This is a genomic window from Paenibacillus sp. JT31N7 (assembly GCF_059692095.1).
In genome coordinates this window covers 1,204,992-1,224,930 of sequence record NZ_JCAUAT010000001.1, presented here as the reverse complement: position 1 = coordinate 1,224,930, position 19,939 = coordinate 1,204,992, and the positions used below count along the sequence as shown (strand labels likewise).

Here is a 19,939-nt window from a genome sequence, read left to right as displayed (position 1 = left end):
ACTCTGACATAATCTTTACGGAGGAGTCGGAATCTCATGCAAAAAAAGAAGCTGGTTCTGCTTGGCGGTATAGCGGCCGGGTGTATATGGGTGCTGCTGCAGAGCGAAAGTGTACATACCTTTGTGGGAGCGATCCGACAGGGAAAGCAGCCTTCGGTGCAAACTCAGACAAGGCTTTCCAACCATGCGGCAGAGCCGGAGGTCGACGGAAAGACCGCACAACCGGCAGAGGACGCTTTACTCGGACGGATCCGGGAAGAAGCGAAAGGTCTGTACATTGCTCCCATTGATGCGAAAGTGGACAGAGTATGGAAAGCGGTGCCGGGTTATAACGGGCTGGAAGTCGATATCGACAAGACCTACGAGGCAGCCAAAAAGAATGGGGCGGGAGACCAACTGCCTTTCGTCATGAAGCAAGTCCCGCCTAAAGTTAACTTGAACGACCTTCCGCCGGAGCCTATCTACAAAGGCAACCCCAATAAGCCGATGGTTTCCTTCATGATCAATGTGGCTTGGGGGGAAGAGTTTCTTCCGTCTATACTGGAGACGCTTCGCAAAGAAAATGTGAAAGCCACCTTCTTTTTCGACGGAAGCTGGCTGAAGAAGCATGTGGACATCGCCAAGGAAATTCAAAAAGAGGGACACGAATTATCCAATCACGCCTATTCACACAAAAATATGAGCACGCTCAGCCGCTCCAAGGCGTATGAGGAAATTGTGAAAACCGAGGATCTGCTGAAAAAGGAGCTCGGTGTCACCAATGTCCTTTTTGCTCCTCCCTCGGGAGACTTTGATGCCGAAACGGTGAAAATCGCCGCGGAGCTTAAGTTAAAGACCGTCATGTGGACGCTGGACACAGTGGACTGGAAAAACCCAGGCGCCCCCGCGATCCTTGCCAAAGTCCGCAAAAATATAGAGCCGGGCTCGCTCATTCTGATGCATCCGACCCAGTCTTCCAGCGGTGCGCTTCCCGAAATGATTTCGATTATCAAGGGCAAGGGGCTGCAGTTGGGAACGGTCAGCGAAACGCTGTCTCCGCAGCGGATATCGGCCTCTGGTCAGGGAGCGGGCCAAGCGGACGAAAAGCGGTCAGGTTGAGTCACTTCGACATTTTTGTTAAAATCAAAGTTGAACTTAAGGGCTCCTAAGCGGACCCCATTGTGCGTACATTTGAGGAGGAACAGCTTGGTGAATAAAACCCATTTAAATAACGGGCTCAGAGTCGTGACCGAGAAAATTCCGACATGCCGTTCGGTAGCGATCGGAATCTGGGTAAAAACCGGTTCCCGGAACGAAACTCAGCTGAACAACGGGATTTCCCATTTTATCGAACATATGCTCTTTAAAGGCACGGAGCGCCACAGCGCGAAAGACATCGCGGAAGTGTTCGACGGGATCGGCGGAAATGTGAATGCCTTCACATCCAAAGAATATACATGTTATTACGCCAAGGTGCTCGACGAACATCTCGGCATTGCGGTAGATATTTTATCCGATATGTTTTTTAATTCCGTCTTTAATGAAGAAGAACTCGAGAAAGAAAAGAACGTCATTTTCGAAGAAATCGCCATGTATGAAGATACTCCGGATGATCTGGTTCACGATCTTGTGGCAAAAGCCGCCTATGGCAACCATCCGCTGGGGTATACCATTTTGGGAACGCAGGCGCATTTGTCCGGCATGAAGCCAAACGATTTGCGGGCTTATATGAAAGAATGCTATACCATCGAGAATACCGTGATCGCCGTAGCGGGGAACATTGACGACAGTGTGTTCGAACTGCTGGAGAAGCATTTCGGTCATTTCAACGTTTCCGGTACGCAGCAGAACCAGGAAGAACCCGCGTTTATGAGCGAGCGGGTTTTCCAGGCCAAAACGACGGAACAGAACCATATCTGCCTGTCGCTTCCGGGTCTTTCCCTTCGTGAAGAAAACCTCTATCCGATGGTACTGCTCAATAATGCGATCGGCGGGGGCATGAGCTCCAGATTGTTCCAGGAAATCCGCGAGAAGCGGGGACTGGCATACTCGGTGTATTCTTATCATTCTTCTCACATCGACAACGGGGTATTTACGATCTATACGGGAACGGCTCCGAAACAAACGGAGGAAGTTTTGAAAGTAACGATCGAAATGCTCAGCGAAATCGCGGAGAAAGGCATGACGGATGCGGAACTGAGAAAAGGCAAAGAACAGCTGAAAGGCAGCCTGATTCTTAGTCTGGAAAGCACCAGCAGCCGGATGAACCGGATCGGCAAAAACGAGCTGATGACCGGAAGACATTATACGCTCGACGAAATGATTAACCGGATCGAAAGCGTTGAAATGGAGCATATCCACGCCTTGACCCGCAAGCTGTTCTCCAAGCCATTCGCCATCGCGATGGTCGGCAGCCGCGACGAGGCATTGCAGTCAATCAGAGGAGATGAACTTCTTGGAAAATAGCATACCTGCATTCCCCATCCGTATTAAACGCCTGCCCGGCAGCGAAGGTCTTCCGCTGCCGGAGAAAATGTCCGCCGCGGCAAGCGGCTTCGATCTGCATGCGGCGAATATCGAACCCCTCGACCTGGCGCCCGGTGAGCGGGCGCTCGTTCCGACGGGGTTCGCCCTGGCGATGCCCGTAGAGCTTGAGGCCCAGATCCGCCCGCGGAGCGGACTGGCCTACAAGCACGGCATCACCACGCTGAATTCGCCGGGCACGATCGATGCGGACTATCGCGGCGAAGTTAAAGTGCTCCTGATCAATCATGGTCAGGAGACATTCACGATCCGCCGCGGGGAAAGAATCGCGCAGATGGTGTTCCAGCTCGTGCCGGCCGTCCTATTGACGGAAGTGGACGAGCTGGATGATACGACGCGCGGCGAAGGCGGCTTCGGGCATACGGGTCTGACTACCGAAGCGCGGAAATAGCTGCTTTCCTCTCGGAATACAGGCAGTGAACAAGCACGGCAGCGGCCAGCCCCGGTTTTCATCGCTGGCTGGGCAGGCCCCCACAGTTGGCGGGCCGGACATGCTCTATCATGACATTACCCAGCCTTGCGGGGACGGTTTTAATACAGAAAGGCCTCTTTTCAGTCCGAAGCTGAGAAGAGGCCTTTTTTTGTGTCCGCCAAAGATTTTCCCTTGAAATAAGGATGAAGCCGCAATGTGCGGACGCCGGGCAAGCGGCTGTCACCCTTAGGTAGGCGGCGGCATACTGTATGTTATGAAGACGGATGCACGTAAGGGAGGAACGGAGACAGTATGCTCACCGGAGCGGAAGTGATTTTTATCGGCGGCGATGCCCGTCAGCTTGAAGTGATCGATAAGTTGATCGAGCTCGATGCGTCCGTGACTTTAATCGGATTCGATAATCTGCAGAAGCCATTCGCCGGAGCGGCCATTAAGCAGCTTTCACCCGAAGCGCTGGAGAAAGCAGACGCGCTCGTTTTGCCGGTTGTGGGTACGGATGAACAAGGGCATGTGGAAGGGATTTTTTCGGGCAGCGAACTGACGCTCACGGCGGATCTGCTGGGCGCTCTTCCAAAACATGCCGTGATCTATACGGGCATGGCGAAACCATATTTGAAGCAGCTCTGCGCGGCGCAGGGTCTGAGACTGGTCGAACTTCTCGAGCGGGACGACGTGGCGATCTATAATTCGATTCCGACGGCGGAAGGCGCTTTGATGATTGCCATTCAGAATACGGACATTACGATTCACGGCTCGCAATCGATGGTTTTAGGGTTCGGAAGAACCGGTTTAACGATGGCTCGCACCCTTCAGGGATTGGGAGCAAAAGTGAAGGTCGGAGTGCGAAAACCGGAGCATTTTGCCAGAGCATTGGAGATGGGTTTTACGCCGTTTTATACCCGCGAACTCTATCAGGAAGTGGCGAATATTGACTTGCTTTTTAACACAATTCCGACTATGATAGTCACAGCGCAAATAATAACGAATATCCCGCATCGCGCGGTATTAATCGACTTAGCTTCCAAGCCGGGCGGAATGGACTTCCGCTTTGCCGAGAAGAGAGGGATTAAGGCGATGCTCGCTCCAGGCCTACCCGGGATCGTCGCACCGAAAACAGCTGGTCGGATTTTGGCGAATACGCTGAGTCAGTTGATGGTGGAAGACATCAGGAATGGGAGTGATCCGGAATGAACTGGAACGGGAGAACGGTAGGGTTTGCGTTGACGGGTTCTCACTGCACATTGGAAGAGATTATGCCGCAGATTCAGAGATTCATAGACGCAGGCGCCGCGGTTGTACCGATCGTCTCTCAATCCGTTTTGACGACGGATACGAGATTCGGAAAAGCCGTGGATTGGCAGAAGCAGCTTAAAGATATGACGGGCAGCGATCCCATTGCGACGATTGTCGAAGCGGAACCGCTCGGTCCTTCCAAGAAGCTCGACGTCATGGTGATCGCCCCCTGCACGGGCAATACGACCAGCAAGCTCGCGAATGCAATGACGGAAAGCCCAGTCCTAATGGCCGCTAAAGCACAGATGCGCAATCAGCGTCCGCTTGTACTGGCCATTTCTACTAATGACGGGCTCGGACTGAATTCCGCGAATATTGCGAAACTGCTCGTCACGAAGAGCATTTATTTTGTCCCGTTCGGCCAGGATGCGCCGGAAGCGAAGCCGAATTCACTAGTAGCCAGAATGGATTTGATTTTGGAGGCATGCGAAGCGGCTCTGAACGGCAAACAGCTCCAGCCGATGATTATTGAGCGATTTCAATATTCTTAATCATAGATCATTTAAATAATGGGGGAGCAAACGACATGTCTAATGAAAAAACTTTTAACGTAGCAGTGGTTGGCGCAACCGGCGCCGTCGGAGAACAAATTATCCGCTTACTCGATGAACGCAATTTCCCCATTAAGGAATTAAAATTTCTTTCGTCCCCGCGCTCCGCGGGTACGAAAATTCGTTTCAAAGACAGAGAAATCACAGTTGAAACGGCAACGCCGGACAGCTTTAAAGGAGTAGACATCGCCCTGTTCAGCGCCGGCGGCGACGTGAGTAAAGAACTCGCGCCGATTGCGGCTGCGGGCGGTACGATTTGTATCGACAACACGAATGCTTTCCGCATGGATCCCGAAACACCGCTTGTCGTGCCGGAAGTTAACATTGACGAGGTTCATAAGCACAAAGGCATTATCGCGAATCCTAACTGCTCGACGATTCAAATGGTGGCTGCTCTGAAACCTTTGTATGATCGTTTCGGCATCTCCAAAATCATCGTATCTACATATCAAGCCGTATCCGGAGCAGGCAGTAAAGCGATCGATGAGATGCTTCGCCAGTCCCGTGAAGCGTTGGCAGGCAATCCGGTGAACCCGGACATTTTGCCGGTCGGTTCCCTTCCCGTTAAACATCAGATTGCGTTCAACGCGATTCCGCAAATCGACAAGTTTCTCGATAACGGGTTTACAAATGAAGAAATGAAAATGATTAACGAAACGAAAAAGATTATGAACGACGAGTCCCTTGAGGTTACGGCAACCTGCGTACGGATTCCCGTCGTATACGGTCATTCCGAATCGGTTTACGTTGAATTGAAGGAAGACTTCGAGCTTGAAGATGTGCGCAATCTTCTTGCGGGTGCGCCAGGCATCGTACTCGTTGACAACCCGCAGGAGCAGCAGTACCCGCTTGCAACCGAAGCGACCGGGAAACTGGAGACGTTCGTAGGTCGTGTACGCCGTGATCTCAACAACAAGCGCGCGCTCAACCTATGGATCGTATCCGATAACCTGCTGAAGGGCGCAGCCTGGAATGCGGTTCAGATCGCAGAATATTTTGCACAGAACAAGTAAACTCACACAATCGGCATCGTCATAAGACGGTGCCGATTGCTCGCATCATGATTAAACATCGACAAGAAAAGCGAGTAGGAAAAGAGGGAAGGACATGCGTATTCGAGTTCAAAAATTTGGTGGCACTTCCCTGTCCACGCCTGATGCCAGAAAACATGTGCTGGAACATATTCAAGCTGCGCGCAGCGAGGATTGTCAGCTTGTCGTGGTTGTATCTGCGATGGGACGGCAGGGAGAGCCGTATGCTACCGATACTCTGCTCGGTTTGATCCGGCAGAATGGAGACCAGCTTCCTGCAAGGGAGAGAGATTTATTGATGTGCTGCGGGGAATGGATTTCCGCAACCAATTTGTGCAGTCTGATTCAAGCGGAAGGCATTCCGGCCGTTGTTCTGACAGGCGGCCAGGCGGGGATCGAAACGAATGACGCTTATGGCAACGCCCAGATTGTTTCGGTTCAGCCGAAGCGGATTCTGGAGCATCTGGACCGGGGCGAGGTCGTGATTGTCGCCGGGTTTCAGGGGCAGACGGCCGATCATGAGTTTACGACACTCGGACGCGGAGGAAGCGACACGTCCGCTACTGCGATCGGCGGGGCGCTTAAGGCCGAAGTCGTGGACATTTTTACCGATGTCAACGGGATTCTGACAGCGGATCCGCGCATCGTTGAAGATGCTAGGCCTTTAACGCGTGTAAGCTATGCGGAGATTTGCAACATGGCCCATAACGGCGCCAAAGTGATTCATCCGCGTGCGGTGGAAGTGGCGATGCAGGCGAACGTTCCGGTACGGGTACGTTCTACTTTCTCCAAAGAGGAAGGCACGCTCGTGACCAATCCCGATTCTTTGTACGGGGCGGAGAAACGGGTAGAGGACCGTCACGTGACGGGGATCGCCCATTTTGGGAATATTACACAAATTCAAGTACCCGCGGCGGAAGGCCAATACGACCTTCAACTTCAGGTGTTTAAAACGATGGCGCAGCACAGCATCAGCGTCGATTTTATTAACGTAAATCCTTCGGGGGTTGTTTATACGGTTTTTGACCACGTAGCGGAAAAAGCGCTTGAACTGCTGCGCGGGCTCGGCTATAAACCCACTTCACTGAGTGGATGCGCTAAAGTGTCCGTAATCGGGGGCGGTATGAACGGTGTTCCCGGCGTTATGGCCAAGATCGTCGAGGCCCTTACGGAAGAGAACATCCGAATTCTGCAATCTGCGGACTCCAATACAACCATCTGGTGTTTGGTACACGGCGAAGATATGGTTAGCGCGGTAAGAGCACTTCATAAATCATTTCATTTGCATAAATAGGCAAAAGCATAAGTAGGAGGCGGGAATTTTGGACTTCGGAAGAGTAATTACAGCAATGGTAACTCCATTAAACGAACAACTGGAAATTGATTGGGATCAGGTCGGCCCCCTGGTCGATTATCTGATTAACGAGCAGGGAAGCGAAGGGCTGGTTGTTTGCGGAACGACCGGCGAATCGCCGACCCTGACGGACGAAGAGAAACTGAAGCTGATCGAAGCCGTCGTCAAGCATGCGAACGGCCGGTGCAAAGTCATTGCGGGAACCGGCAGCAACAATACGAGCCACACGATCGAGTTATCGCGGGAAGCGGCTAAGCTGGGCATTGATGCGCTCCTGCTTGTCGCTCCGTATTACAACAAGCCCAGCCAGGAAGGCTTGTATCAGCATTTCAAAGCTGTCGCCGAAGCCGTCGATGTGCCGATTATCCTGTACAACGTTCCTGGCCGCTCTATCGTCAACATTGATGTGGATACGACAATCAGACTCTCCCACGTGCCGAACATCGTGGCTACCAAGGACTGTGCCGGAACCGACCATTTAACGATCGTGGTCGCCGGAGCGGCCGAGGGCTTTACGGTATACAGCGGTGACGACAGCATGACACTTCCCGCGCTGGCCGTCGGCTGTCACGGCATTATCAGCGTCGCGAGCCATGTAGTCGGCAAAGAGATGCAGGAGCTTGTTAAAGCGTATACATCCGGTGATGTCAAACGCGCGGCTCAGCTCAATGCACAGCTGCTCCCGGTATTCACAGGTCTATTCTGCGCTCCTAGTCCCTCTCCGGTTAAGTATGCTCTCAATCTGAAAGGTGTCAACACAGGCAGCGTTCGTCTTCCTCTTCTCGATTTAAGCGAGCAGGAGCAAGCTTTTGTGGCGTCTCTGTTCTAAATCAAACACAAAAATTTCCTTATTACGACCGGTGCCGCATGGCATCGGTTTTGTCATTTTAGGAAAGACTACAAATCATATACGCATCAACTTGTAATCGGGTAGATCTTTCCTGTATAATGGTGGCAAGTGACTGGTTCGGTTTAATTATAAAAATCGTCGTCAAATGAATTCAAGGAGGTTACTTTTTTGTCTAAGAAAAATAACGATAAAGTTCTGATTTTTGCCCTTGGCGGCGTGGGCGAAATCGGTAAAAATATGTATGTGGTGCAATATGCGAATGATATTGTGGTTATCGACAGCGGTTTGAAGTTTCCTGAGGAAGATATGCTTGGAATCGACATTGTCATTCCGGATATCAACTACCTGCTCGAGAATAAGGACAAAGTCCGCGGTATTTTGCTGACTCACGGCCATGAAGACCATATCGGAGGCTTGCCTTACGTACTTCGGCACTTGAATGTGCCTGTTTACGGTACGCGGCTTACCCTCGGACTTGTCGAAAACAAGCTGAGAGAAGCGAATCTGCTTGGCGAAACCAAGCGGATTCTGATCAATGCGGATTCCGAGCTTAATTTGGGAACGATTACAGCCACGTTCTTCAGAACCAACCACAGCATTCCGGATTCCGTCGGGGTTGCTCTTGAAACCCCCGAAGGAGTCATCGTGCACACCGGAGACTTCAAATTTGACCAGACACCGGTTAATGATCAATATGCTGACCTGCACCGGATGGCCGAAATCGGACAGAAAGGGGTACTGGCCCTTCTTTCCGACAGCACCAATGCTGAGAAACCCGGATTCACGGGTTCTGAGAAAAGCGTCGGCGTTACTATCGAGGAAGTATTCCGCAAAGCCAAGCAGCGCGTAGTTATCGCGACTTTTGCCTCGAACATTCACCGTGTTCAGCAGGTTATCGACGCAGCTGAGGCTACCCGCCGTAAAGTTACGGTAATCGGACGGAGTATGGTTAACGTGGTGTCGATCGCTTCGGAACTCGGATATCTCCGCGTTCCGGACGGCATGCTGATTGAACCTGAAGAAGTAAACCGTATGGCGGCCGACCGCGTGGTCGTTCTTTGTACGGGCAGCCAAGGAGAGCCGATGTCGGCTTTGACCCGTATGGCTCGCTCCACTCATCGTAAAGTGGACATTCTTCCAGGCGATACGGTAATCATCGCAGCTACTCCTATTCCGGGTAACGAACGCTATGTCGGCCGTACGGTAGACGAACTGTTCCGTTTGGGTGCGGATGTCATCTACGGACCGGGTTCTAAGACGGGCGTACACGTTTCCGGACACGGAAGCCAGGAAGAGCTCAAGCTTATGCTGAACCTCATGAAACCGAAATATTTTATTCCGATTCACGGGGAATACCGCATGCTTCGTCTTCACGGTCAACTTGCCGAATCCGTCGGAGTGGACCAAGAAGATATCTTCATTCTGGATAACGGGGACACCGTTGAAATCCAGGGTGGAGTAGCTCGTAAAGGTGCAAGAATTCAGGCAGGCAACATTTTGATTGATGGACTGGGTGTCGGAGATGTAGGTAACATCGTCTTGCGCGACAGAAAGCTTCTTTCTCAAGACGGCATTCTGGTCGTTGTCGTGACACTAAGCAAACAGGATGGGACCATTCTTTCCGGTCCGGACATCATTTCCCGCGGTTTTGTATATGTCCGCGAATCCGAAGGTTTATTGGACGAAGCGAACCGTATCGTGACGAGTACGCTGAATAAATTAATGAATGATAACGTAAATGAATGGGCGTCTTTAAAAACACATGTGAAAGACGCGCTTGGACGATTTTTATATGAACAAACCAGAAGAAGACCAATGATTCTTCCGATCATCATGGAAGTTTAGTCTCTCAAACTAGTCACTTAACCCAACCGAAACCAAAGCCCTCTCCATTTCCGGAGAGGGCTTTTTTAAATGTCCCCACACGCTCTTTCATCCTGCCTGAGAAGAGTGTGAATAAAGTAACAGCATTCCTGCCCACACTAACCTCGATTATCAATTAGGAGGAATAGCCATGGGATACGGAAATCGTTATAAAGGACAACAGAATAGACCTCCCTACACGGGAGCAGGTGTATCTTCGGACCGTTATGGAGGCAGAAACGAATATTCGTCTCAGCAAGCGGGTATTTCCGCGAGCAGCAGCCCGCTTGGCAGAGGAAACGAATACGGCGGTCAACAGGGCGTGGGACAGAGTGCTTCTGCAGATGCGGGGAATACATACTCCGCCTACTCCGGCGGGCCTCAAAGAGGCGCTTATGAACAGGTGGCATCCAATCCCTTTAACCAGGGACCGTCGTACGGCTTCAGACAAAACGAAACGTCCAACGCAGCGGAAGAAGCGGCTGACGATGCCGATCATGTGACGCTGCAGCAGGTTCATTTTGAAGAGCTGGGAGAGGGTGCTGCGACGCTTAGAGCCGGCGCCTCCGTTACAAGCGACTACAGCCCGCGTCCTCAGGCACCTTTTCCAGGTCGGGCCCCTTTTAACGAGCCGCCATCTTTCAGAAGCGAAGAGCAGCCCACGGAGGAACAGAAGAAGCTGGCAGCCGTAGAGACTATTCAGCAGCTGGGGCAAATCAATACGCCGGCCGGTGAGTCGAATATTTACTGCATGAGCATCATCGGTCAGGTGGAAGGGCACATCGTACTGCCGCCGCAAAACAAAACGACCAAATATGAGCATTTGATTCCTCAGCTGGTAGCAGCCGAACAAAATCCGAAAATCGAGGGAATCCTCGTTATTTTAAATACGGTTGGCGGCGATGTGGAAGCGGGGCTTGCTATCGCCGAGATGCTTGCAACGATTTCGAAACCTACGGTTACGCTTGTATTGGGGGGCGGTCACAGCATCGGTGTGCCGATAGCGGTAAGCTCGAACCGTTCTTTTATCGCTGAAACGGCAACAATGACAATTCATCCGATCCGCCTGACAGGACTTGTCATCGGTGTGCTGCAGACGTTTGAATACCTGGAGAAGATGCAGGAGAGGGTAACCCGTTTTGTCACGAAACATTCCAAAATCTCCGAAGAGCAGTTCAAGGAGCTTATGTTCAAGACCGGCGAGCTGACAAGAGACATCGGAACCACGGTTATCGGACAAGACGCCGTTAAATACGGACTGATCGACGAAGTGGGAGGCATCGGACAGGCAATTGCCGAGCTGAACCGCAGAATCGAAGAGCGTAGAGCTTCCCCGGGAGGCGGAACGGCATGACCCATTATACGATACTGCCGGATGAGGTCGTCTACGAAGGCTGGGATGAACATGAACCCCGCTTCCGGGATATTGAAATCAGCGGTGTCCTGATGCAGGTGGAAGCTGTCGATGAGAGCCGGGTGCGGATCGTCCGCCTCTACAGCCCGGAGCCAAAACATTACTTAAATCCGCTTTTTACGCCAGGTAGTTTGATCAATTACGTGCCCAGCCCGCAGGGGATCTAGGCACTGCCGCCCGTGTTCCGCCTACCGAAACTGTGGTATAATGATTTATCGGAGGTGGAATAGAGTGGCAAAACGCCGTAAGAAAAGCAAGACGGTCAAGACTAATCTCATGTTTGAGCTGTACGGTATTTTAATCCTGATTTTCTCGGTGATTGCGCTGGCCAGAGAAGGTCATGTGGGACGTTCGTTTCATTACGTTTGCCGCTTTTTCATCGGTACGTGGGATTTTCTGATCCCGCTGATCTGCATATACATAGCACTGCATGTTATGGTGAAGCGTTCCTGGCCCTCACGATGGACAACCCGCAAAACAGGGGTTTTGTTAATTGTGACGGGTCTTCTTGTCATGAATCATATTAATTTATTCAAAGCTCTTTTTCCAGGAGGGAACTACGAGGCGACAACGATTCTGTCCGTGACTTGGGAAGCTCTGAAGCAGGGCCTGCAGCCCGCCAACGGCAAGATTCTCCTGAACGATGTGGGCGGAGGGATGATCGGAGCGATCGTCTACAGCCTGCTGTACTTTTTGTTCGACAACATGGGTGCGCGTCTTGTCCAGTTCGCCTTATTTGCGATCGGGCTCATTCTGGTGACGAACTTGTCTTACGTGGAAGCCGTGCAAAAGCTGCGCGCGCGCGCGAAACGCTTTTTTACCTTGCTGGAAAAGAAATTCCAAAGCATGCAGCGCGGTACAGGCCAACCTTCCTCGGCTGCTAAAACAAAAGGAAAGGCCGCCGTTTCCGCGAGCAAAAGCGAACGAACCTACAAAGAGCCTGATTTTCCTTATGACGACGAATTCGACGAGGAAGTATACCGTCCGGATCCGAAGAGGAAGAAACCCCGTTTCCTACAGCTTTTAAAGCAGCCTAGTCCCCGGCAGGATGACGATCTGGACGAGGACGACTTGGCCGTTGCCGGTGCCGGCAGCGGTTATCCCGAGGAGAAGGTTGTATACAAGGTCGATTCCGGTGGGAATCCGGCCGCGCCGGACATGAATGGTGAACCTCAGACCGACCGAGAGTTTTCCACCGTTTTCCGGGACTTTCAAGAGCAGGTGCAAAAGGAGGAAAAGGTCTTACCCTCCGCTCCTGTCCCGGTAGGTAAGGTTGAGCCCGTTTCTGTGGCTGTGGGATCTAAAGCAGCCCTTTCCGCAAACGGGGAGCAGATTCCGGCCGATGAGCAGCTTGAAGCTGCGGATGACCTGCAGCTGGTTGACACAGCCGAGCCGCCGGTTCTCCCCCCTTACGATCTGCCGTCTTTGACGCTTCTAACGAAACCGGCGGCGGGCAAGGGCTCCGAGATGGCGGATTACAAAGCCAATGCCCGAAAGCTTGAAGCCACGCTTGAAAGCTTCGGCGTACGTGCGAAGGTGCTGGAAGTCGTCCGCGGACCTGCGGTGACCCGGTATGAAATCCAGCCGGACGTAGGAGTGAAAGTGAGTCGGATCGTCAGCCTGACGGATGATATCGCGCTGGCCCTGGCCGCCAAAGATATCCGGATGGAAGCGCCGATTCCCGGCAAATCCGCGATCGGTATCGAAGTGCCGAATTCGGAGGTATCCGTCGTTACGATGCGCGAGGTGATGGAGACATCCGCCTTCCAGGAAGCGAGCTCGAGATTGTCCGTGACCCTGGGCAGGGATATTTCCGGACAGCCGATAGTCGGCAACCTGGCGAAAATGCCCCATCTGCTCGTCGCCGGCGCTACGGGCTCGGGTAAATCCGTCTGTATCAACGGGATTATTACGAGCATTCTTTACAAAGCGAAGCCCAACGAAGTCAAGTTCCTGATGGTCGATCCCAAAATGGTCGAGCTCAATGTGTATAACGGCATTCCGCACCTCATGGCTCCGGTCGTCACCGACCCGCGAAGGGCATCCCTTGCTCTGAAAAAGGTCGTCGTCGAGATGGAGAAGAGGTACGAGCTTTTCTCCAAGAGCGGTACGCGGAATATTGAAGGTTACAATGCCATGCTGATCGAAAACGGTACGGAAGCACCTCTTCCGTACATTGTCGTCATCGTGGACGAGCTGGCCGATCTGATGATGGTGGCTGCCAACGATGTGGAAGATGCCATCTGCCGGCTTGCCCAGATGGCGCGCGCAGCCGGCATCCATCTGATTATTGCGACCCAGCGCCCGTCCGTGGATGTCATCACCGGCGTTATTAAAGCGAATATTCCTTCGCGGATCGCCTTCGGGGTATCCTCCCAGGTCGATTCGCGGACGATTTTGGACATGGTGGGGGCCGAGAAGCTTCTCGGCCGCGGCGATATGCTTTATCTGCCTGTGGGAGCGTCTAAGCCCGTCCGTGTTCAGGGCGCGTTCCTTTCCGATCAGGAGGTTGAGACGGTGGTCAATTTTGTCCGGACTCAGCAGGAAGCGAATTACCGGGAAGACATGGTGCCTCAGGTGGAAGAGCAGCCGGAGCAGCAGGACGAGTTCGGGGACGAGCTCTACGATCAGGCCGTACAGATCGTCATCGAAGCCAAGCAGGCTTCGGCGTCTCTGCTTCAAAGGCGGATGCGCATCGGCTATGCGCGCGCGGGAAGGCTTATCGATTCGATGGAATCCAATGGAATCGTCGGGCCGCATGAAGGAAGCAAGCCGCGTGAAGTGCTTATTTCACTGGAACAGTTTCAGCATAATCGCATGAGTTCCTGATCCGAGTTCAAGGACGCCCTGCCGGGTTTACGGCAGGGCGTTTTTGGTGCATAGAACGTTTCCTCCTTTCTCATAATAATCACTAACAGCCAGTCATCATGAGAGAAAGGTTGATAATGGAGCATGAATAAACGCATGAACAAACGTTTGATCGCCATCACGGTTTGCGTCGTATTTACGCTGTTTGCGGCTCTGCAAATTAAGCAGAACTTCACGACCGAAGCTACATTCAGCAAAAATCTCATCAGCTATGGAGCCAAAGGCTCCGATGTCAACGAACTGCAGGGAAGGCTCAAGTTTCTCGGATTTTACACGGGGGCGGTAGACGGCGATTACGGCTGGAGAACACTCCGTTCCGTAAAATGGTTTCAAAGCGACTTCGGCTTGAAAGTGGACGGCCATGTGGGCCCCAAAACCAAGCTTAAACTGTGGGAGGCCACGAAGAACTGGAAGCCGACTGCGGCTGAAGCGGGTAATGCCGGTCATGCAGGCAATGCGGCAGGCCAGGCCAATCAGGGGAATCAAGGCGGTGGCGGTACGGCCGCTTCCGGATCGAACCTGACGCCGACGACGCACAAAGGATTTTCCAAATCAGATCTTGATCTGATGGCTAACGCCGTTTACGGCGAATCCCGCGGCGAGCCTTATATCGGTCAGGTGGCCGTTGCGGCGGTCATTCTGAACCGCGTGGATTCGGCCAGCTTCCCGAATACCGTTTCCGGCGTCATTTTTCAGCCCGGCGCGTTTACCGCTGTAGCGGACGGCCAAATCTGGCTTACGCCCAATGAAAACGCCAAAAAAGCAGTCCGGGATGCCATCAACGGCATGGACCCTACCGGCGGCTGCGAATATTATTTTAACCCGGAAACGGCTACGTCCAAATGGATTTGGTCACGCCCGCAGGTGAAAACCATCGGCAAGCATATTTTCTGCAAATAAGTTGAACTGAACAGAACGACAGAGGAAGTAACCGCTCGGTTGCTTCTTCTGTTTATGAAGGAATATAATGGGTATAGCCATTTGAAGAACCGAATAGTTTAGACCCAAGAAGGTTGTGAAGGGAGAACGACAGCATTGAGCACCCAACAGTTTGAACGGAGTACACTGCGCCAGATCCGGCTGCATGTACTGCCAACGGACCGCTATAAAACATTCGCCATTTCCGCTTACATAGGACGTCCCCTTTCCGAGGAAGACGTGACGCAAACGGCTTTGGTCCCTTTTGTTCTGAGAAGAGGAACGGAGAGCTATCCCGATACGAAGCAGTTCCGCGAGCATCTCGACGATCTCTACGGAGCGGGCTTCGGTTTTGATATTTACAAGCGGGGAGACTACCAGATTGTTCAATTCCGCATGGATGTAATTAACGACCGGTTTGTGTCGTCCCCGGAATCTCTTTTGGAGAAAGCCCTCTCGTTTCTCGGAGAAGCCATCACGAAGCCGGCAACCGAAGGAAACGCTTTTCTTTCCAAGTATGTGGAGTCCGAGAAGGACACGCTGCGCAAACGGATCGAATCCATTATTAACGATAAAATCCGCTTCGCCGCCGAACGCTGCATTGCCGAAATGTGCAAAGGGGAGCCGTACCGGCTGCATCCGCTGGGCGAGCTGAAGGATATTCCCGCTTCCACGCCGGAATCCCTTTTTGCCTATTTCAAAAAATGGCTGGCCGAAGCGCCCATCGACCTGTATGTAGTCGGCAATACAACCCTCCAGGAAGTCGAAAACATCGTGAGCCGTTCTTTCCGGCTGGAAAGGGAAGAGAATCCCGTCTACACGCGCACGGCGCCTCAGCGCCGGACAGGGGAGACCAACGTCGTGGTGGAACGATTCCCCGTCACCCAGGGCAAGCTGAACATGGGTCTGCGCACACCGATTACGTATGGAGACGATGCGTATCCCGCTGCGCTTATGTACAACGGCATTCTGGGGGGGTACCCCCATTCCAAGCTCTTCTTGAATGTGCGCGAAAGAGCGAGCCTCGCTTATTACGCTTCCTCGCGTCTTGACGGGCACAAAGGCATTCTGACGATCCAATCGGGCATAGAGATGCAGAATTATGAGAAAGCGGTTGATATTATCCGCAAACAGCTGGAAGACATGAGAACCGGCTTTATCAGCGATATCGAGCTCAGCCAGACAAGAGCGATGATAGCCAACCAGCTGCGCGAAATGCAGGATTCCGCCTTCGAACAGATCGCGTTCGATTTCAATGCCGTTCTGTCGGGCAAAGAGCGTTCGGCTCAAGAGCTGATCGACGGAGTGACCGACACAAGCATCGCAGAAATTCAGCAGGCGGCCGAGGGAGTATTCCTGGACACCATCTATTTCTTGAGGGATGAAAAGGAGGAAGCCAAGTGAACGTCATTCCCTATCCTCACCTAAACGAAACCTTGTATGAAGAAAAGCTTCCGAACGGCCTTCACGTATACGTGCTGCCCAAGGAAGGCTTCCAAAAAACGTACGCGACGTTTTCCACCCGCTACGGGTCGATCGATAACCATTTTCAAGTGGAAGGCGGGCCCGAAATCCGCGTGCCGGACGGGATCGCCCATTTTCTGGAGCATAAAATGTTCGAGGAGCCTACCGGCGATGTTTTCGCTACGTTCGCATCCCGCGGAGCTTCCGCAAATGCGTTTACGAGCTTCGAGAGAACGGTCTATCTCTTCTCGGCTACAGGCCAGATTATGGAGAATATCACTACCCTGATCGATTTTGTTCAGAATCCTTATTTTACCGAAGAAAATGTCGAGAAGGAAAAGGGCATCATCGGGCAGGAGATCAACATGTACCGCGACAATCCGGACTGGAGGGCGTACTACGGCCTGATCGAGGCTTTGTACAGCAAACACCCGGTGCGGATCGACATCGCGGGCACCATCCCGTCCATTACGGAAATTACGAAGGATATGCTGTATGACTGCTACCACACGTTCTATCACCCGAGCAACATGACCGTCTTTATCGCGGGCGGGGTGAATCCCGAGGAAGTGATTTCACATATCCGTGCCAATCAGGCGGCCAAAACGTTCAAGCCCCAAGGCGAGATTCGCAGATTTTTCGAGTCAGAGCCGGAAGCCGTCGAGACGGAACGGAAGGAGACGATCCTGCCGGTATCGCTGCCTAAATGCCTATTCGGTTTTAAAGAACAAGCTCTCCATGAAGAAGGGGACGCGATCCTCAAAAGAGAGCTTACAACGAAGCTTGTGCTGGAAGTCCTGCTGGGGGCAAGCTCTCCGATCTACCAGAAGCTGTACAACGAAGGGCTCATCTCGGACAATTTCAGTCATGAGTATAATTCGTCTCCGGAGTATGCGTTTTCCGCGATGGGCGGGGATACGAAAGATCCGGATCTGCTGCTGAGCCGAATCCGTGAAGAGCTGGACCGCGTGAAAGCGGAAGGGCTGGACGAAGAAGCTTTCGAAAGAAGCCGCAGAAAAAAAATCGGCGGATTTTTGCGGATGCTGAACTCCCCCGAGGCGATCACGAACGAATTTACCCGGTACCTGTTCAAAGGCGCCGATATGTTTAACATTTTGAAAACCTACGAATCCATAACGAAAGAAGAAGCGGAGTCCAGGCTCCGTGAACATTTTAACTGGAGCCGCTTTGCCGTTTCGCTCGTGCGAAGCGAGCGTCCGTGACGGGGCTCCGGCCGTTTACCGAGCAGACGGTCCTCGTAACGGGCGGCAGCCGCGGAATCGGAGCGGCCGTCGCCGAACGGTTCGCCAAGCTGGGCATGAACGTGGTGATCCATTATCTGCAGTCCCATGAATCCGCCAATGAAGTGGCGCGCCGCTGTATGAACCATGGGGCGAAGGTCATGACGGTGTGCGCGGATCTGAGGTCGAAGGAACAGATCGTGTCCATGCGCGACAAAATGGAGCAGCGGGGATTTATGCCCGATGTGCTGGTCAATAACGCGGGAATATCCCACTACGGACTCCTGTCCGATGTGACGGAAGAGGATTGGGACCGTGTTATGGACATTAACCTGAAGGGTGCGTTTCTGTGCAGCCAGCTCTTTATGGACCCAATGATCTCGCGGAAATACGGCCGCATTATTAACGTGTCTTCCATCTGGGGAATTTCGGGCGCATCCTGCGAGGTCATCTACTCCACGGCAAAAGGCGGCATCAACGCGTTCACGAAAGCGTTGGCCAAGGAACTCGCTCCTTCGGGAGTCACCGTAAACGCGGTTGCGCCGGGAGCGGTCGATACCGACATGATGTCCGGCTTCGACCACGCGGAGAAAGAAGCGATTGCGAGCGAAATACCGGCCGGCCGTTTTGCGGCGCCCGACGAAATCGCCTCGCTGGTGTATTTTCTGGCTCTGCCGGAGTCCGGCTACATTACCGGCCAGATTATCAGCCCCAACGGGGGCTGGCTGACTTAAGCGGCGGCTGCCGGGATTCCCTTAATTACCAAGGGATTGGGTAGCTTCCCGGGAATATTTGATTGTCAGGATGCAGATATTACAGGTGTTCCTCTCATCCTAACAATTCAAAGGAGGCCCGACCCATGTCTACGGTACTTACAGTGTTTGACAAATGGAAAGAATTTTTGGCTGAACGGGTGGACCAAGCCGAGAGAGCAGGCCTGAACGACGAGAAAATCTCCAAGCTTGCTTTTCAAATCGGTGAGTTTCTGGCCAATAAAGTGGACCCGGAAAACCGCGAAGAGCGCCTGCTCAAAGAACTCTGGGATGCAGGTGACGAGAACGAGCGCAAGGTTATGGCGCGTTTAATGGTCAAACTGGTGAATTAAGAGTAGAATAGATGATGTACATGCGAAAAGCCCCACTTCACTGCGGGGCTTTTCCATGCCATCATTTCAGGAAAGGATTCGGTATCATGAGTTTCTCGCGGGCAAAACTTGTACTTTTCCTGCCAGTCATCACGGTCATGCTTTCTTCATGCGGGACTCGCGGGCTTCCGACGATCACCGAACAGCAGCTGGCGTCCAAACATTCGGTCCTGGTCGTAACGGCCCCGGATGTCACACAGGAAACGAAAACGAGCGTGGCGGCGGCACTCGCAAAATGGAGAAGCGGCAGCGGGCTCACTTCGGAGTGGAAACAGGACGCGGCCTTTGACAGCGCTCTGGGCAAACAGCTGGACTCGAAACGCTATGATTATGTCGTTGTAATCGGCAGCAGTCTTGTCCCCCAAGCTTCATCAGAGGCGGTCAGGCTCAAGAATCAGAAATTCGTCCTGCTTGCGGACCGTTTTGAAGATCCCGGTATGCAGGCGGAGAAGACGGCCCCACCGAATACCGTTCTTCGCGACGTAGATCATGCGATGATCGAACAGGCGATGAGCGGCTGGGTCAAAGAACAGGCGGACAAAAGAAAATCCATCGAATGGGTAACCAAATCTTCGGTTCCCATACCCTCAGGTTTATCTCCTTCCGGATTATCCGGTCACACCGTAAACACGGACAGCAATCCCGAATGGTTCGAGCAGTTGAAAAAGCAGGCCGCCGAGCATCGGTCAAGATGGATTATCCAATATACGGCTCTTCAGAAAACGGATCAGCAGAAAATTAAATCGCTCGGTATTCCCGTCGTGCCACTGGACCAATCTTTTGCCGTACAAGTGAATTGGGAAGCCGTAATGGCACAGGAGCAGAACCGGATGATTCAAGGGGAATGGAAGCCGGGTATACAGACCTATTCTGCGGATGAAATGAAACAAGTCGAATTTCTAAAAAAGTCGTAGTTACAAAGAAGTTGGCAGGACTTTGTCAAACGTTGTAGAATAATAACTTCGGAATGTCTAATTCGTGCCATGGCAAAT

General features: G+C 52.5%; 18 protein-coding genes. All 18 read left to right on the top strand.

Annotation, left to right across the window (positions count from 1 at the left end; genetic code table 11):
* Positions 1-36: 36 nt before the first annotated feature.
* The 18 genes from AC58P5_RS05445 (at position 37) to AC58P5_RS05360 (ending at position 19,861) form a co-directional block, all read left to right on the top strand.
* Entirely contained in the window at positions 37-1,098 is a 1,062-nt protein-coding gene (locus tag AC58P5_RS05445; RefSeq protein ID WP_497385058.1) for a polysaccharide deacetylase family protein, read from the top strand.
* Positions 1,099-1,188: 90 nt separating this feature from the next.
* On the top strand, positions 1,189-2,445 hold the full coding sequence (locus AC58P5_RS05440) for a M16 family metallopeptidase (RefSeq protein ID WP_497385057.1): 1,257 nt from the start codon (positions 1,189-1,191) through the stop codon (positions 2,443-2,445).
* Positions 2,435-2,914 (top strand): dUTP diphosphatase, encoded by a 480-nt coding sequence (gene dut / locus AC58P5_RS05435; RefSeq protein WP_497385056.1) that lies wholly within the window; start codon positions 2,435-2,437, stop codon positions 2,912-2,914. The genes AC58P5_RS05440 and dut overlap by 11 nt, the downstream gene beginning before the upstream one ends.
* A 333-nt stretch (positions 2,915-3,247) precedes the next feature.
* On the top strand, positions 3,248-4,147 hold the full coding sequence (gene dpsA / locus AC58P5_RS05430) for a dipicolinate synthase subunit DpsA (protein ID WP_497385055.1): 900 nt from the start codon (positions 3,248-3,250) through the stop codon (positions 4,145-4,147).
* Complete coding sequence (locus AC58P5_RS05425; protein WP_497385054.1) at positions 4,144-4,740, top strand: dipicolinate synthase subunit B; 597 nt, start codon at positions 4,144-4,146, stop codon at positions 4,738-4,740. Before dpsA ends, AC58P5_RS05425 begins: the two co-directional genes overlap by 4 nt.
* A gap of 35 nt (positions 4,741-4,775) precedes the next feature.
* Positions 4,776-5,813, top strand: coding sequence for an aspartate-semialdehyde dehydrogenase (locus AC58P5_RS05420; RefSeq protein ID WP_497385052.1), 1,038 nt, complete (start codon positions 4,776-4,778; stop codon positions 5,811-5,813).
* A gap of 94 nt (positions 5,814-5,907) precedes the next feature.
* On the top strand, positions 5,908-7,125 hold the full coding sequence (gene dapG, locus AC58P5_RS05415) for an aspartate kinase (protein WP_497385051.1): 1,218 nt from the start codon (positions 5,908-5,910) through the stop codon (positions 7,123-7,125).
* Between the two features lie 28 nt (positions 7,126-7,153).
* Positions 7,154-8,014, top strand: a complete 861-nt coding sequence (gene dapA, locus AC58P5_RS05410) for a 4-hydroxy-tetrahydrodipicolinate synthase (protein WP_497385050.1) — start codon at positions 7,154-7,156, stop codon at positions 8,012-8,014.
* A gap of 189 nt (positions 8,015-8,203) precedes the next feature.
* A complete protein-coding gene (locus AC58P5_RS05405; RefSeq protein ID WP_497385049.1) occupies positions 8,204-9,880 on the top strand; it encodes a ribonuclease J in 1,677 nt (558 codons plus the stop codon).
* 697 nt (positions 9,881-10,577) lie between these two features.
* Positions 10,578-11,252, top strand: coding sequence for a ClpP family protease (locus AC58P5_RS05400; RefSeq protein WP_497386031.1), 675 nt, complete (start codon positions 10,578-10,580; stop codon positions 11,250-11,252).
* Positions 11,249-11,479 (top strand): YlzJ-like family protein, encoded by a 231-nt coding sequence (locus tag AC58P5_RS05395; protein ID WP_497385048.1) that lies wholly within the window; start codon positions 11,249-11,251, stop codon positions 11,477-11,479. Before AC58P5_RS05400 ends, AC58P5_RS05395 begins: the two co-directional genes overlap by 4 nt.
* A 64-nt stretch (positions 11,480-11,543) precedes the next feature.
* On the top strand, positions 11,544-14,141 hold the full coding sequence (locus AC58P5_RS05390; RefSeq protein ID WP_497385046.1) for an FtsK/SpoIIIE family DNA translocase: 2,598 nt from the start codon (positions 11,544-11,546) through the stop codon (positions 14,139-14,141).
* 135 nt (positions 14,142-14,276) lie between these two features.
* Positions 14,277-15,080 (top strand): spore cortex-lytic enzyme, encoded by an 804-nt coding sequence (gene sleB, locus AC58P5_RS05385; protein ID WP_497385045.1) that lies wholly within the window; start codon positions 14,277-14,279, stop codon positions 15,078-15,080.
* Positions 15,081-15,215: 135 nt separating this feature from the next.
* Positions 15,216-16,502 (top strand): EF-P 5-aminopentanol modification-associated protein YfmF, encoded by a 1,287-nt coding sequence (yfmF, locus tag AC58P5_RS05380; RefSeq protein WP_497385044.1) that lies wholly within the window; start codon positions 15,216-15,218, stop codon positions 16,500-16,502.
* Positions 16,499-17,785: an EF-P 5-aminopentanol modification-associated protein YfmH gene (gene yfmH / locus AC58P5_RS05375; RefSeq protein WP_497385043.1), complete on the top strand. Its 1,287-nt coding sequence runs from the start codon at positions 16,499-16,501 to the stop codon at positions 17,783-17,785. The genes yfmF and yfmH overlap by 4 nt, the downstream gene beginning before the upstream one ends.
* Positions 17,782-18,537 (top strand): elongation factor P 5-aminopentanone reductase, encoded by a 756-nt coding sequence (gene ymfI, locus AC58P5_RS05370; RefSeq protein WP_497385042.1) that lies wholly within the window; start codon positions 17,782-17,784, stop codon positions 18,535-18,537. Before yfmH ends, ymfI begins: the two co-directional genes overlap by 4 nt.
* Before the next feature lie 125 nt (positions 18,538-18,662).
* Complete coding sequence (locus AC58P5_RS05365; protein ID WP_497385040.1) at positions 18,663-18,908, top strand: DUF3243 domain-containing protein; 246 nt, start codon at positions 18,663-18,665, stop codon at positions 18,906-18,908.
* An 86-nt stretch (positions 18,909-18,994) separates the two neighbouring features.
* Positions 18,995-19,861, top strand: coding sequence for a hypothetical protein (locus tag AC58P5_RS05360; protein WP_497385039.1), 867 nt, complete (start codon positions 18,995-18,997; stop codon positions 19,859-19,861).
* Positions 19,862-19,939: the final 78 nt, after the last annotated feature.